Raw genomic sequence first — 14,108 nt, forward strand, 5'->3', positions numbered from 1 at the left:
CCTTGGTCGGTCAAATGGTTGGAAATTGTATGCCACCCGCTCTCAACTGAAAAGGCGGGTGATGTCATTAAAAAAAGCAATACTCATCAGCACGGCCAACAACGCCAGGCCCAGGCGCTGGCCGACAAGCATCATGCGCTCCGAAGCGGGCTTGCCGCGCACAGCTTCGATGGCATAGTACAGTAGATGCCCCCCGTCCAGCATAGGTACGGGTAATAAATTCAGTAAACCAATGCTAATACTGATCAAGGCCAGGAAATTCAGGTAGGCGATAAAGCCGATACGTGCTGTCTGGCCCGCATAATCCGCAATAGTAACCGGCCCGCTGACATTACGTACAGAGACTTCCCCCGTAATCATGCGCCCGATCATCTTCAAAGAGAACCAGAAGGTCTCCCCGGTACGGGTAAATCCGCGTTCCACGCTCTCGATCGGCCCATAACGCACCAGCGTCATGGGCATATCCATGGCCACTTTTGCGCCAATCCGCCCTTGTGTATTGGCATCGCCTTCGGGAGTGAGCAGCAGGCGTTGAATTTCGCCTTCTCGCAGCACCTCCAGGTCCAGTGTCTTGCCCGCAGATTGTTGCACCTTTTGAACGAAGGCCGTGATTCCAGGCTCGACCAAATCATCCAGCCGGATAATCAGGTCATTCTCTTGCAGACCTGCTTGTTCCGCTGCGCTATCCTTGAACACTTCCTGGACGATGGACCGCGCCGGACGCAGTACCAGTCCAGCCTTGGCCATCAAGTCCTGTCCGTCCGGCAAAATCTCGCCCGCCGGTAATGTCAGGTAACGATTTTGTTCCTGTCCCAGCTGGTTCTTGACCCCCACTTCCAGCTCACCGCCCGACGACAAGGCATCCATAAAGGCCCAGCGCGCCTGCAACCAGGAGTCAACCGGCTTGCCATCCACAGAAAGCAGACGGTCTCCGGCCTGGAAGCCAGCCTGAGCGGCTGGCGTGCCTTCCGGCACGGGGCCGATTTGCGCTACGGGCTCTTGAGTCCCCAGCAAGCCCACAAAGGCATAGATCACCACGGCCAGAATCAGGTTGGCCATGGGGCCAGCCAGCACGATCGCGGCACGCTGTCGCAGGGGTTTGTGATTGAAGGATTCGTCGATCTGCGCCTGCGTGGCATGAGCAGGCGGATCATTTTGCATGGCGACGTAGCCGCCCAGGGGCAAGGCCGAGACAGCCCATTCAGTGCCGTTCTTGTCAAAACGACGGTACAGCACCTTGCCAAAACCGATGGAAAAACGCTCTACACGCACCCCGCAACGACGAGCCACCCAGTAGTGGCCCAGCTCGTGGAAGGTCACCAGCACGCCCAAGGCTACCAAGAAAGCCAGAACGGTGAAGAGCATGTTAATTCCTGTTAAATGCGTGCGGAAACGCGGCAGTAGTCCAGCGCCAGCGAACGGGTTTCGCTATCCAGCTCCAGAACCCCGTCCAGGGCCTCCAAAGCCTGGCTGGCACGGCCATTGAGCTTGTCCAGACAATGCTCAATCACCGCCGGGATCTGAGTATAGCCAATCTGCCGTTCCAGGAAGCGGTCCACGGCGATTTCATTGGCCGCATTCAAGGTCACGCAAGCGGCCTGACTGCTGCGCAAGGCATCGTAGGCCAGTCGCAGACAGGGGAAACGCAGAAAATCGGGCTGCTCAAAATCCAGGCGCCCCATGGTGGCCAGATCCAGCAAGCCCACGCCGCTATACAGACGCTCCGGAAAGCCCAGACCGTAGGCAATCGCCGTACGCATGTCGGGCTGCCCCAATTGAGCCATGACCGAACCGTCTATGTACTCGACCATGGAGTGAATCACGCTTTGCGGATGCACTACCACATCAATCTGATCAACCGGCACAGAGAACAACCAGTGTGCCTCAATGACTTCCAAGCCTTTATTCAGCATGGTGGCCGAGTCCACCGAAATCTTGCGGCCCATGCTCCAGTTAGGATGTGCGCAGGCTTGCTCGGGCGTCACGCCTTCCAGTTCGGACAAGCTGCGCGAGCGGAAAGGTCCACCGGAAGCCGTTACCAAAAGACGGCGCAGAGCAGCCACAGGCTGACCGGGCTCCGCAGGCAGTTCACCGGCCAGGCACTGGTAGATGGCGCTGTGTTCGGAGTCGATAGGCATCAATTGCGCCCCGCCCTCTTGAACGGCCTGCATGAAGATACGGCCCGCGGCGACCAGCGCTTCTTTATTGGCCAGCAATACACGCTTGCCCGCACGAGCGGCGGCCAAAGCCGAAGGCAAGCCTGCTGCACCAATAATCGCTGCCATGACAGTGGTAACGTGCGGATCCGCAGCCGTATCGGCCAGCGCCTGTGCGCCTACCCGAATCTCCGGCACTGTAGCGCCCTGCCACGCCGCCAGAAAACGGCTACGTGCAGCTTCATCCGGCACAAGAACAACGCGGGCTGCACTGTCACGAGCCTGCTCGGCCAGCAGCTCCATACGAGTGTGGCCGCTCACGGCATAAACCGCCATCCGATCGGGATGGCGAGCAATCACATCCAGTGTGCTGATACCAATAGAGCCAGTGGCTCCTAACACACATACATGCTGGAAACTCATGAGTTCTTCCTTGACGCAAACACTTTGAATCCACGCAGGACTAAAAGAGCCACGCCCCACTTAGCAGCAAGGCCACGGGAGCAACCGGCAGCAAGGCGTCGATACGGTCGTACACCCCACCATGGCCGGGCAATAATTGACTGGAATCTTTAACAGCGGCACGGCGCTTGAGCAGGGACTCAAACAAATCACCCACGATAGAGAGGGCCGCCAGCGCAACACCCAAAGCAGCCGTGGCCACCCAGCCCCAGCGCTGCAGCACATCGGCGCCGAAACTGCCGGTCCAATTTGCGCTGATCAACATCCATGCAGCAGCGGCAACCATACCACCGACCGCTCCGGCCCAGGTCTTGCCCGGACTGACACGCGGGGCCAGTTTGGCTTTACCGAAGGCACGTCCAGCGAAGTAAGCAGCGATGTCCGCCACCCAGATCAGGACCAGCAAGGAGAGCACGTAAACAATGCCCTGTGTATGCAAGAACAGATACAGGCTGGCCCAGGCGACCAAAGGAGCGAGCACACCCATCACACTAAGCAAGACGCGTTGCGCACGCTGCGTGGCCTGACCCTGCAGCACCAGTCCTGTCGCCCCAACAATCCACAAGGCCGCCATCAAGGGCACCAGACCGCGGTAAACCAGATCAGCAGCCTGCCCTTGCGGGCCCGTTTCATACCAGTACACACTTAGCCAAAGCATCAAGGCGCCATTGAGCAAGGCCAGCGGCCAGGCCCAACGCTGCTGCTCCTGGGACAGGCTCAGACGTTCCCATTCCCAGCAGGCCAGCGTACTCATCAGGACAAAAATAGCCAGCAAAGGCCAGCGCACGGGGGCGAGCATGGCCGCGCCCAGAATGACCAGCAAGATCAGGGCGGTGATGACACGTTGTTTCAACATAGATAAGGCTCCGTCAAGGCGCGGGGCTACCCTGCACCTGGGCACTGGTGCGCCCAAAGCGCCGCTCGCGCCCACGATACCACTCGAAGGCCTGTTCAAGCTGCGCCCGGTCAAAATCCGGCCAGTACGCGTCTGTAAAGTACAGCTCGGTATAGGCCATCTGCCAGATCAAGAAATTGGAAATGCGACGCTCTCCACCCGTGCGGATGAACAAATCCGGTTCGGGGGCGTAAGACATTGCCAAATAGGGACTGAACATGGCCTCATCCAGCTGCTCGGGATGATCGACCAAATGGGGATTGGCTGCCAGCGCCTTTTGGGTCGCTTGCAAAATATCCCAACGACCGCCGTAATTGGCGGCAATCGTCAAATGCAAGGTGTCGTTATCGCGCGTTTGTTCTTCTGCCTGGGCAATCAAGCCACGCAGTTCTTCGCTAAATGCGGACAGCTCGCCAATAACATGGAGTCGGACGCCGTTTTTTTTCAGTGTTGCCACTTCTTTTTGCAGCATCTTGACGAACAGCCCCATCAACAGGGAGACCTCTTCGGGAGGACGTCGCCAGTTCTCGGAGCTGAAAGCAAACAGGGTCAAATAACGCACGCCGAGTTCGCCACAGGCCTCGACAATGCGCCGGACGGTTTGCACACCCCGCAAGTGCCCTGCCGTGCGGGGCAACAGACGACGGGTCGCCCATCGTCCATTGCCGTCCATGACAATTGCCAGGTGGCCAGGAACCTGACCGTGTTCCGGAATAGTTTGGGTAGAACTGAAAGATATCACCTAGCCACCTGTGCAAAAGCCGTTAGACCGTCATGATCTCGGCTTCTTTCTGGGCGATCAGCTTGTCGACTTCGGCCACATACTTGTCGGTCAGCTTCTGGATTTCGTCCTGGGCGCGACGCTCGTCGTCCTCGGAGATTTCCTTGTCCTTGACCTGCTTTTTGAGCGTGTCATTGGCGTCACGACGCAAGTTGCGGATGGCAACCTTGGCATCTTCGCCTTCGCCACGCACCACTTTGGCCAGATCGCGACGGCGCTCTTCGGTCAGGGCGGGCATGGGCACACGAATGCTCTCGCCCATCGAGATGGGGTTCAGGCCCAGCTCGTTGTCGCGAATGGCTTTTTCAATCGGGCCAGCCATATGCTTTTCCCACACTTGCACGTTCAGCGTGCGAGCATCCACCACCGTGATGTTGCCCACCTGGCTGACAGGCACCATGGAGCCGTAGTACTCAACCTGAATGTGATCCAGCAAGCCCGCAGTAGCACGGCCAGTGCGAATTTTGGCCAGGCCTGTCTTGAGAGACTCGAGGGACTTACCCATCCGGCTGTCGGTCGATGCTTTAATCTCGGAAAGACTCATGGACTAAATTCCTATAACTTTAAACGTGAACCAGGGTGCCTTCATCTTCACCAGAGACCGCGCGCGTCAGGGCGCCGGGCTTGTTGATGGAGAACACTTTGATCGGCAGTTTCTGGTCGCGACACAGCGCAAAGGCGGTAGCGTCCATCACTTCCAGACGACGCACGATAGCCTCGTCAAAGCTGATACGCGAGTATCGAGTCGCGCCTGGATCTTTATTGGGATCGGCACTGTAGATGCCGTCGACTTTGGTCGCTTTCAGTACGATTTCCGCCCCCACTTCGGCGCCGCGCAAGGCCGCTGCCGTATCGGTGGTGAAAAACGGGTTCCCCGTACCGGCTGCAAAAATAACAACTTTGTTTTCTTCCAGGTAACGCAGTGCCTTGGGACGAATGTAAGGCTCCACGACCTGCTCAATATTCAGGGCAGATTGCACTCGGGCATCCAGGCCACGGTGCTTCAAGGCATCTTGCAAGGCCAGCGCGTTCATGACGGTAGCCATCATGCCCATGTAGTCGGCTGTCGCACGATCCATGCCCTGGGCACCTGGAGCGATGCCGCGAAAGATATTGCCCCCGCCAATCACGATAGCCAGCTGTACCCCCAACTGGGCAACCTGGGCGATCTCCTCCGTCATGCGAATGATTGTGCTGCGATTAATACCGAACGAGTCCTCGCCCATCAGCGCTTCGCCGGAGAGCTTCAACAGAACACGTTTGTAATGAGGGGTAGTCATGGGTGGGATTCCAAGTGACGAAGACAGAAGAGAGTGTAAAGCAGCAGGGCAGGCACCGCCACTACGGTGCCTGCCCTGAAAAAACAAGCTAGATTAGGCTTGGCCGGCAGCAGCAGCTACCTCAGCAGCGAAATCTTCAACACGCTTTTCAATGCCTTCACCCACAACGTACAGGGTAAAGCCAGCGATCGATGCTTTTTTCTCGTCCAGCATTTGCTGCACGCTTTGCTTGTCGTTCTTGACGAAAGGCTGGCTCAGCAGAGTCACTTCTTTCAGGAACTTAGCAACAGCGCCGTCAACCATTTTGGTGACGATGTCAGCAGGCTTGCCGGATTCAGCGGCTTTCTGAGCAGCCACGGAGCGCTCGGCTTCGATTTCAGCTGCGTCAACACCCGAAGCGTCCATCGCCTTAGGACGAGTCGCAGCGATGTGCATGGCCAGATCCTTACCCACTTCCTCGTCGCCACCGGCGAAATCAACCAATACGCCGATCTTGCCGCCGTGAACGTAGCTGGCCAGTTGGCCGGCTGTTTCGTAGCGCTGGAAGCGACGGATCGAGATGTTTTCACCAATCTTGCCAACCAGAGCTGCGCGCACGGTCTCGACATTGCTGTCGGCCAGTGGCAGTTCAGCCAGAGCGGCCAGATCGGCTGGGTTGTTTTTGGCGACCAGTTGAGCGACGTCGTTGATAAAGCCGATGAAGTCATCGTTCTTGGCAACAAAGTCGGTTTCGCAGTTAACTTCAACTACGGAGCCGGTCTTGGCATCGTCAGCGATGTAAACAGAAACCAGGCCTTCAGCGGTAACGCGGGTAGCTGCTTTGCTAGCCTTGCTGCCCAGCTTCACGCGCAAGATTTCTTCAGCACGTGCCATATCGCCGTCGGCTTCGGTCAGTGCTTTTTTGCATTCCATCATGGGCGCGTCGGTTTTCTCGCGCAATTCTTTAACCATCGATGCGGTGATTTGAGCCACGGTTTTCTCCAATTCTGTAGAACATGCCCCGGCAAGCCGGGGCGATACGAAAGGTCACTGTAGCTGTCTGCCATGACAACTGATGGTGTCTGGCAGACAGCGGTGAGCCTGTTACTCCTGGGCGTCAGCCTGAACTTCGACGAATTCTTCGTCAGCGGCGATTTCTTCAACCAGACCGTTCAGGTTCTGTTCGCGGCCAGCCAGCACGGCGTCAGCCATGCCACGGGCGTACAGAGCGATAGCCTTGGCCGAGTCATCGTTACCAGGAATCACGTAATCCAGACCTTCTGGCGAGTGGTTGGTATCAACCACGGCCACAACGGGGATACCCAGAGTGCGGGCTTCGGCCACAGCAATCTTGTGGTAGCCGACGTCGATCACGAACAGGGCGTCAGGCAGGTTGTTCATGTCCTTGATACCGCCGATGGCCTTGTTCAGCTTTTCCAGTTCGCGTTCGAACATCAAGGCTTCTTTCTTGCTCATGGTTTCCAGACGGCCTTCAGCCATCTGACCTTCCATTTCTTTCAGACGCTTGATGGAAGTCTTGACCGTTTTGAAGTTGGTCATCATGCCACCCAGCCAGCGGCTGTCAACGTAAGGCATACCGCAACGCTCGGCCTCAGCAGCCACCAGTTCGCGAGCAGCACGCTTGGTGCCTACGAACAGCACGTTGCCGCCACGAGCAGCCAGTTGACGCACGAATTTGGTTGCTTCTTCGTACTGAACAACCGTTTTTTCCAGGTTGATGATGTGGATGTTGTTACGCTGACCGAAGATGAACGGAGCCATCTTGGGGTTCCAGTAACGGGTTTGGTGGCCAAAGTGCACACCAGCTTCCAGCATTTCACGCATTAAAGACATAAAGTTCTCCAAGGGTTTGGTCTTGTAACTGCCCGGTATCCGGTAAGGGCCGCAGCCTGTGCTGCATTCCAGACACCCCGAGACGGACAGTCACGCGATTTACAACTAAAAACATAAAAACGTTGCCCAACATGAGCGAACGCCTGCACTGCAACGGACTCGTGCCTGTGGGCAGACTGGATATCTGCCGTCCGGGCCCGGGCCTGAAACTTTTCTGTCTACCGCCTGCATACAGCGCACTGTTCGCAGGTGTATCCTAGAGGATTGCCTGGTCAGCCTCTGTCGAACAAGAACCGGGCTGTTGCCCATGTTGCTTTTGCAACGCTTGTGATCGTGCTGACCCTGTATTCGTTGTGAATTTTGCGTGTTTTTGCTGGCTCGCAGCGCCTTGAGGCGTTTTTTTCAATCTTGGAGCAGACTGTCCTGACCCCTTGCTTGACTCATCCGTTCTGAAGATTCAGAAAGCCTGAGAAAAGCCGGTCAAACCAGGAGAACCTAGATTTAATGCGGTAAACAGCGTCTTGCGCTGCCTGACACCGCCTTGCTGGGACAGCCGCCAGATCGCCCCAAACGGGACTGTGCGTAACTGCAAAATTCACAAAAGCCTATAATTCTACTATTTTTCAATAGACCTGTTCAAGTTGCTATGAGTATTCTCGTCACAGACCCCACTGATCTCGAAAAAATGCGTGCTGCTTGCCAGACGGCGGCATCCATCCTTGATTACCTGACTCCCTTTGTCAAAGCAGGTGTCACAACCGGCGAACTGGATCGCCTGTGCATGGAGCGCATCAATGAGCTGGGGGTCAAATCCGCCACCGTGGGCTACGCGCCCCCTGGCTACCCACCCTTTCCAGGCTCCATTTGCACCTCCGTCAACCACGTTATCTGTCACGGCATTCCCGGCGATAAAGTGTTGAAAAATGGCGACATTCTGAATATGGACGTCACCATTATTCAAGACGGCTGGTTTGGCGACACCAGCCGTATGTACTACGTGGGCGAGCCCAGCATCCTGGCCCGCCGCCTGACTGAAACCACCTACGAATGCATGTGGTTGGGCATTGACCAAGTCAAACCCGGCGCCACCCTGGGTGATGTCGGCCACGCCATCCAGCAACACGCTGAAAAACAAGGTTTTTCCGTTGTGCGCGAATACTGCGGCCACGGTGTGGGCCAGAAATTTCACCAGGACCCGCAAGTGCTGCACTACGGCAAACCCGGCACCGGCGTAAAACTGGAACCCGGCATGATTTTCACCATCGAGCCCATGATCAACGCCGGTCGTCGCGAACTGCGCACCCTGGCAGACCAATGGACCGTGGTGACTCGCGACCACAGCCTGTCGGCCCAGTGGGAGCATGCGGTACTGGTCACCGATACCGGCTATGAAGTGCTGACCGTCTCGCCCGGCATGCCAGCCCCTCCAGCCATTATCAACAAGGGCTGAACCATGTCCTTCCTGGCCCAGCTTCGCGACAGAATTGCTTGCCGCCGGGCTCGGGCCTACGAGCGCTTCAGGCAGGACCTGCATTGTGATCGCCTGCTCAAAAGCCTGTGCCAGATTTGTGATCAAGGCCTGCGCGAACTTCTGGACCGTTACCCCCTGCCCCGCCAAGCCAGCCTGGCGGCCCTGGGGGGGTATGGTCGCGGGGAGCTGTATCCACACTCGGATGTAGATCTGCTGATTCTGCTGCAGCGTGAACCGAATGCAGAGGACATAGACCGAATTCAGACACTGGTTGCTGCCTTGTGGGATATCGGCCTGGCCCCCAGCCACAATGTGGCCACACCAGCCCAATGCCTGGAGCAAGCCAGTCAGGACATCACCACCGAAACCGCCTTGCTGGAAAGCCGTTGGCTGGCGGGCTCCAAACTGCTACTGCGCCATGCCCAACAGCAGTTGCAAAGTCAGATGGACCCGCAAGCTTTCTTTTTGGCCAAGCAGGCCGAACAGCAGCAGCGTCATGCACATCTGCAAGACACCCCTTATTCCCTGGAACCCAACTGCAAAGAGTCTCCCGGCGCCTTGCGCGACTTGCAAGTGCTGCTTTGGATGGCACGGGCAGCCGGTTTGGGACGCACCTGGGTGGACGTTGCTCAATCCGAGCTGTTAACCGAATCTGAGCTGAAAGCCCTGCAGCGCGTGGAAGAAGCCTTCAAGCGCCTGCGCATCGAACTGCACCTGCTGACCGGCCGCGCCGAAGACAGACTCCTCTTTGACCTGCAACCGCGTCTGGCAGAAATTTACGGCTTTCAACCCACGGCCACCCGACGCGCCAGCGAATTGCTGATGCAGCGTTATTACTGGGCCGCCAAGATTGTCAGCCAACTCAACCTGATCCTGATGCGCAGCATCGAGGAACACCTGTTTCCACAAACCGATCAGGAACCGTTGATTCTGGACAGCCACTTCCAGATTCATCATGGGCAGCTGGAACTACGCCAGCCGGATGGCTTCGAGCAAGACCCTTCCCTAATTTTTGTGGCCATGCTGCATTTGCAGCAACAGCCCAATCTGCGTGGCCTGAAAGCCGATACCCTGCGCGCCTTATGGCACGCCCGCCGCCTGATTGATGCCAAGTTCCGGGCAGAACCTCGGAATCGACGTCTGTTTCTGGAAATCCTGCAGCAGAACAAAGGTATCGTGCATACCTTGCGGCTGATGAATCTGCTGAACCTGCTGCCACGCTATCTGCCAGTCTTTCGACGCGTCGTTGGGCAGATGCAGCACGACCTGTTCCACGCCTACACCGTGGACGAGCACACGCTGAAAGTCATACGCAATCTACGCCGCTTCACCATGGCCGAGCACAGCGAAGAGTTGTCTATGGCCAATCAGCTGATGAGCGGTTTTGATCGCCATTGGCTGCTGTATATCGCTGCCCTCTTTCACGACATTGCCAAGGGGCGCGGCGGCAATCACTCCGAGCTGGGCGCACAGGACGCCCTGGCGTTTTGCCAGGACCACGGCCTGATGCCTGTGGACGCGGAACTGGTGGTATTTCTGGTCCGGGAGCACCTGAGCATGTCGCAAGTCGCTCAAAAACGCGATTTGAGCGACCCGAATGTGATTTTCCAGTTCCTGCAAACCGTAGGCACGGAACGCCGCCTGACGGCCCTGTACCTGCTGACCGTCGCCGATATACGCGCCACCAGCCCGACCGTGTGGAACTCCTGGAAAGGCAAGCTGCTGGAAGACCTGTACAACCTGACCTTGGCAGCGCTAGGACGCGAAGCCAAGGACGGTGTCTCCGTGCTGGATCAGCGCAAGCGTGACGCCGCCGGTGAAATACGTCTGGCCGGCCTGCTGGACGATGCGCGTGAAGACTTTTGGCAATGGCTGGACAAGCCCTATTTTCTGCGTCACGACGCCAGCGAAATTGCCTGGCATACCATTCAGCTGTATCACCAGTCTCACAGCCTGACACCGGTGGTGCGCATACGTCCCGCCGGACAAACCGATGCGCTGCAGGTGCTGGTCTACACCAAGGACGCCAGCCGTCTGTTCTTGCGCATCTGTCGTTACTTTGACAGCCAGGCCGTCAGCATCCAGGACGCACGCATTTACACCACCCGCCATGGATGGGCACTGGACAGCTTTGTCGTGATGCTGCCCGCTTACGATCACGCCCTGCGACGTGATCCCTTGCTGATCGAAACCGAGCTGTGCCAGGCACTACAGCAGGATTGGCTCCCCAACGAGCACCCTCACGATCACTATCGCGATATACGCTCGCGCCGGGCCCGCGTCTTCCCCATTCAGCCCACCGTGGACCTGCGCCAGGATGAACAGGGGCAGGACTGGATTTTGACGCTAAGTGCCACAGACCGGCGCGGTTTGTTGTACAGTCTCGCCCAAGTATTCGAGCACCACGACGTGCGACTGCGCTCGGCCAAAGTCATGACCTTGGGTGACCGCGTGGAAGACGTCTTCATCCTGAGTGGTGCCGCGCTGGAACAAAACCGTAATCAATTGCGCCTGGAGCGCGATGTACGTTTAGCCCTCTCTCAACAAGCCACCCCGTCTTAATGGAAATCTCCTCTGTCTTTGCTGATGTCAGCCGCAGCTTCCTGTTTGCGTTGGCAACACTCTTGCCCATGCTGAACCCGCCTGCGGCCGCTCCCATCTTTCTGACCCTGACCGAAGGCGCCAGCGTGCCTGACCGTGCCCGCCTGGCCAAGAAAGTCGCCATCAATATTTTCATCATGCTGGCCATTGCCATGGTGGCGGGCAATATCGTGCTGAATTTCTTTGGCATTTCCCTGCCCATCATTCGTATTGGCGGGGGCTTGCTGGTCATAGGCACGGCCTGGCGATTGATCAACGCCTCGGACTTTGATGCGGCGCACGCCCAGAACATGGCCGAATCCTACTCCTGGGAACAGATTCGCTCCAAAGCCTTCTATCCCCTGACCTTCCCCATGCTCTGCGGCCCCGGCTCCTTGTCCGCCGCGCTGACGGTAGGGGCGACCTTGCATGACAATTCGGTCACCGGCACCATGAGCAAGCTGGCTGGCGCACTGCCCGCTATTGCGGCGGCCAGTTTTATTGTGTTTCTGGCCTTACGTTTTGCATCCCAATTTCTATACAAGCTGGGCAAAAATGGCACCGCTGTCGTAATGCGCCTGTCCGCCTTTATCCTCTTGTGTCTAGGCGTACAGATTACCTGGGCAGGTTTCCATGAACTTTTCCTGGGTTTGCTGCACGAAGCTTCTACCTTTTATTCTTTAAGTTCCTCTTGATACCATGGCCGCAACCTCCCGCCAGTCCGCTGCACCCTATTATCTGATCGCCCTGCTCGCCTTCTCAGGCGTAGGCATTGCGCTGCTTTCCCAGCATGTATTCAGCATCCCGCCTTGCGCCTGGTGCGTCCTGCAACGCCTGATTTTCATTGTGCTGGGCGTGTTCAGCCTGGTTGCTGGTGTGTTGCGTCAGCTGGGGCATCAGCGCAGCTCTACCGTCGCCAGCTTGCTAGGTCTGGCTACCTCTGTAGGAGGCATTCTGGCTGCCTGGTATCAGGTTTCTGTGGCACAACACTTGTTCAGTTGCGACCAGACCTTTGCTGATCGCTTCATTACCCAGTCCGGCCTGGAAAGCGGCCTGCCCTGGTTGTTTGGTATCTATGCTTCCTGCATGGACGCACGTCAGCCACTGCTGGGGATTGAATATGCGTACTGGAGCCTGGCGCTGTTTGTCATTCTGGGCCTGGGTTTGCTGCTGACCTTGTTCAAGCGTCGTGGTGCCTGAACACGTTCAATCAGCACAACAAAACTCGTCTGATTGCGTAACACCCCACAAACCGGATGCAAATCCGATTTGTGGGGTGTTTTTACATCCAATAGCCGCAGGCAAGCTTATCCTGGCATCAGCCCCAGGTCAGCATAAACTGCATCGCGCACTTGGTCCGGGAAAGCGCCAAACAAGCCCTCCGGAGCCGTATTGCTCATGCTGACAATAATCACGTCCTTATGTGGATCAAACATCCACTTCTGCCCAAAGGCGCCTACCCATTGCACACTACCCGCCGACATGGGCATGGTTGAGTCCGGCTCCAGTCGGGAAATTGCCGCCCCGTAGGTATAGCCCCAGTTGCGCCACATGCACTTGGACGAATGCGGTACATGGTCGCTCAAGAACGCCTGATAGGATAACCGGGATAGCAAGCGCCCATTCCGCAAACCCAGCAAGATACGCATCAAATCCGGGCCAGAACCCAACATGGAAGCACCGGCATAGACCGGCGTAGAGGGTCGGGACATCAGGCTCTCATCAAAACGCAGCACACCTATTCCCAAATCCAACGCACCTTCAGCCCGGGACAGGCCTGCTACATGATTTTGATAATGTGCTGCTATCTGGTAGTAATCGCGCTCATAGAACGAACAATGCTGCAAACCCAAAGGGGCACTGATTGTCTCTTCCAGCAGTTGCGCCAAGCCTTTCCCGGACGCGACCTCCAAGGCTTTGCCCACCACGTCAATACCCAAGGAGTAGCGCCAGCCAGTCCCTGGCGCAAAGCGCAGCGGTACGGAACACACACGACGGAAGTTCTCTTGCCAGCTCAGGTCTACGCGATCAATGCCATCACTGATTTGCGCCTGCGCATACAGGCTCTCTTCCCCATCAATAAAGCGATAGCTAAGACCAGAGGTATGAGTCAGTAATTGATGAATCGAAATCGGTGGACATTTCGACTCAAAGTGAGGACCAAAATTGGGGAGGTAACGTGTGATTCTGTCTTTCAAGGAAATCAGCCCTTGCTCGCTTAAGCACAAGGCTAACCAGGAGCTAACCGATTTGCTCAAAGAACCCAATCTGAACACCGTATCCTCGTGCATGGGTCTGACCTTTTCCTTGTCGGCCCATCCACCTACATAACTCAATACCACCTGACCTTGGTGAGCGACCAGAACCACCGCCCCCATCACCTGATTTCGGCCTAGGGCCTGCTCCAGGAATTGATGCAGGACAGGAAAATGGGTCCGCGAAGAACTATTGCCCTGATTCACCCCAGTCGACTCAGTTACCGCCACTACGTGGTCTGACTCTATATCGCAGCTTAGGTCTTTCATCTTTGTATCCCGATAGAATAAGCACTGACGCTCATGATTTATCAAAAGAAACAAAGCAGGAATATAAGTGAATTAATAAAAATTCAAAACAAAATGGAAGAAATTATTATTATCAACAAGATAAG

General features: G+C 56.7%; 13 protein-coding genes. 4 read left to right on the forward strand and 9 right to left on the reverse strand.

The annotated features are described in order from the left end of the window. Positions 1-42: 42 nt before the first annotated feature. The 8 genes from rseP to rpsB form a co-directional block, all read right to left on the reverse strand. Positions 43-1,365 carry an RIP metalloprotease RseP gene (rseP, locus tag CPY64_RS08615; protein ID WP_042480779.1) on the reverse strand — a complete coding sequence of 441 codons (1,323 nt, stop codon included), beginning with the start codon at positions 1,363-1,365 and terminating at the stop codon, positions 43-45. Between the two features lie 11 nt (positions 1,366-1,376). Continuing rightward, positions 1,377-2,579: a 1-deoxy-D-xylulose-5-phosphate reductoisomerase gene (locus CPY64_RS08620; protein WP_042480781.1), complete on the reverse strand. Its 1,203-nt coding sequence runs from the start codon at positions 2,577-2,579 to the stop codon at positions 1,377-1,379. 40 nt (positions 2,580-2,619) lie between these two features. Continuing rightward, positions 2,620-3,474: a phosphatidate cytidylyltransferase gene (locus CPY64_RS08625; protein ID WP_042480785.1), complete on the reverse strand. Its 855-nt coding sequence runs from the start codon at positions 3,472-3,474 to the stop codon at positions 2,620-2,622. Between the two features lie 13 nt (positions 3,475-3,487). Next, the gene (gene uppS / locus CPY64_RS08630; RefSeq protein ID WP_042482141.1) at positions 3,488-4,252 is read right to left on the reverse strand and encodes a polyprenyl diphosphate synthase; all 765 of its coding nucleotides are present in this window, start codon (positions 4,250-4,252) and stop codon (positions 3,488-3,490) included. 25 nt (positions 4,253-4,277) lie between these two features. Next, positions 4,278-4,838 (reverse strand): ribosome recycling factor, encoded by a 561-nt coding sequence (gene frr, locus CPY64_RS08635; RefSeq protein WP_009457015.1) that lies wholly within the window; start codon positions 4,836-4,838, stop codon positions 4,278-4,280. Positions 4,839-4,857: 19 nt separating this feature from the next. Continuing rightward, complete coding sequence (pyrH, locus tag CPY64_RS08640) at positions 4,858-5,574, reverse strand: UMP kinase (RefSeq protein ID WP_003799741.1); 717 nt, start codon at positions 5,572-5,574, stop codon at positions 4,858-4,860. 93 nt (positions 5,575-5,667) lie between these two features. Beyond that, entirely contained in the window at positions 5,668-6,546 is an 879-nt protein-coding gene (gene tsf / locus CPY64_RS08645; RefSeq protein WP_009457016.1) for a translation elongation factor Ts, read from the reverse strand. Between the two features lie 111 nt (positions 6,547-6,657). Then, the gene (rpsB, locus tag CPY64_RS08650) at positions 6,658-7,407 is read right to left on the reverse strand and encodes a 30S ribosomal protein S2 (protein ID WP_042480789.1); all 750 of its coding nucleotides are present in this window, start codon (positions 7,405-7,407) and stop codon (positions 6,658-6,660) included. Positions 7,408-8,053: 646 nt separating this feature from the next. Here rpsB and map point away from each other — a divergent pair. The 4 genes from map to CPY64_RS08670 are packed head-to-tail and all read left to right on the forward strand — an operon-like array spanning position 8,054 to position 12,658. Next, complete coding sequence (map, locus tag CPY64_RS08655; protein WP_042480792.1) at positions 8,054-8,857, forward strand: type I methionyl aminopeptidase; 804 nt, start codon at positions 8,054-8,056, stop codon at positions 8,855-8,857. 3 nt (positions 8,858-8,860) lie between these two features. After that, positions 8,861-11,440: a [protein-PII] uridylyltransferase gene (locus CPY64_RS08660; protein ID WP_042480794.1), complete on the forward strand. Its 2,580-nt coding sequence runs from the start codon at positions 8,861-8,863 to the stop codon at positions 11,438-11,440. Further along, positions 11,440-12,153, forward strand: coding sequence for a MarC family protein (locus tag CPY64_RS08665; RefSeq protein WP_042480798.1), 714 nt, complete (start codon positions 11,440-11,442; stop codon positions 12,151-12,153). The genes CPY64_RS08660 and CPY64_RS08665 overlap by 1 nt, the downstream gene beginning before the upstream one ends. Positions 12,154-12,157: 4 nt before the next feature. Next, positions 12,158-12,658 carry a disulfide bond formation protein B gene (locus tag CPY64_RS08670; protein WP_042480801.1) on the forward strand — a complete coding sequence of 167 codons (501 nt, stop codon included), beginning with the start codon at positions 12,158-12,160 and terminating at the stop codon, positions 12,656-12,658. A 107-nt stretch (positions 12,659-12,765) separates the two neighbouring features. Here CPY64_RS08670 and CPY64_RS08675 read toward each other — a convergent pair whose 3' ends face one another. After that, positions 12,766-13,983, reverse strand: coding sequence for a serine hydrolase domain-containing protein (locus CPY64_RS08675; protein WP_080723682.1), 1,218 nt, complete (start codon positions 13,981-13,983; stop codon positions 12,766-12,768). Positions 13,984-14,108: the final 125 nt, after the last annotated feature.

It is taken from the genome of Alcaligenes faecalis, from assembly GCF_002443155.1.
In the GTDB taxonomy this organism is placed as follows: domain Bacteria; phylum Pseudomonadota; class Gammaproteobacteria; order Burkholderiales; family Burkholderiaceae_B; genus Alcaligenes; species Alcaligenes faecalis.

Coding starts and splice junctions, on each gene's coding strand:
- rseP (WP_042480779.1), bottom strand. CDS start 1,365: ATGCTCTTCACCGTTCTGGCTTTCTTGGTAGCCTTGGGCGTGCTGGTG.
- CPY64_RS08620 (WP_042480781.1), bottom strand. CDS start 2,579: ATGAGTTTCCAGCATGTATGTGTGTTAGGAGCCACTGGCTCTATTGGT.
- CPY64_RS08625 (WP_042480785.1), bottom strand. CDS start 3,474: ATGTTGAAACAACGTGTCATCACCGCCCTGATCTTGCTGGTCATTCTG.
- frr (WP_009457015.1), bottom strand. CDS start 4,838: ATGAGTCTTTCCGAGATTAAAGCATCGACCGACAGCCGGATGGGTAAG.
- pyrH (WP_003799741.1), bottom strand. CDS start 5,574: ATGACTACCCCTCATTACAAACGTGTTCTGTTGAAGCTCTCCGGCGAA.
- rpsB (WP_042480789.1), bottom strand. CDS start 7,407: ATGTCTTTAATGCGTGAAATGCTGGAAGCTGGTGTGCACTTTGGCCAC.
- map (WP_042480792.1), top strand. CDS start 8,054: ATGAGTATTCTCGTCACAGACCCCACTGATCTCGAAAAAATGCGTGCT.
- CPY64_RS08660 (WP_042480794.1), top strand. CDS start 8,861: ATGTCCTTCCTGGCCCAGCTTCGCGACAGAATTGCTTGCCGCCGGGCT.
- CPY64_RS08665 (WP_042480798.1), top strand. CDS start 11,440: ATGGAAATCTCCTCTGTCTTTGCTGATGTCAGCCGCAGCTTCCTGTTT.
- CPY64_RS08670 (WP_042480801.1), top strand. CDS start 12,158: ATGGCCGCAACCTCCCGCCAGTCCGCTGCACCCTATTATCTGATCGCC.
- CPY64_RS08675 (WP_080723682.1), bottom strand. CDS start 13,983: ATGAAAGACCTAAGCTGCGATATAGAGTCAGACCACGTAGTGGCGGTA.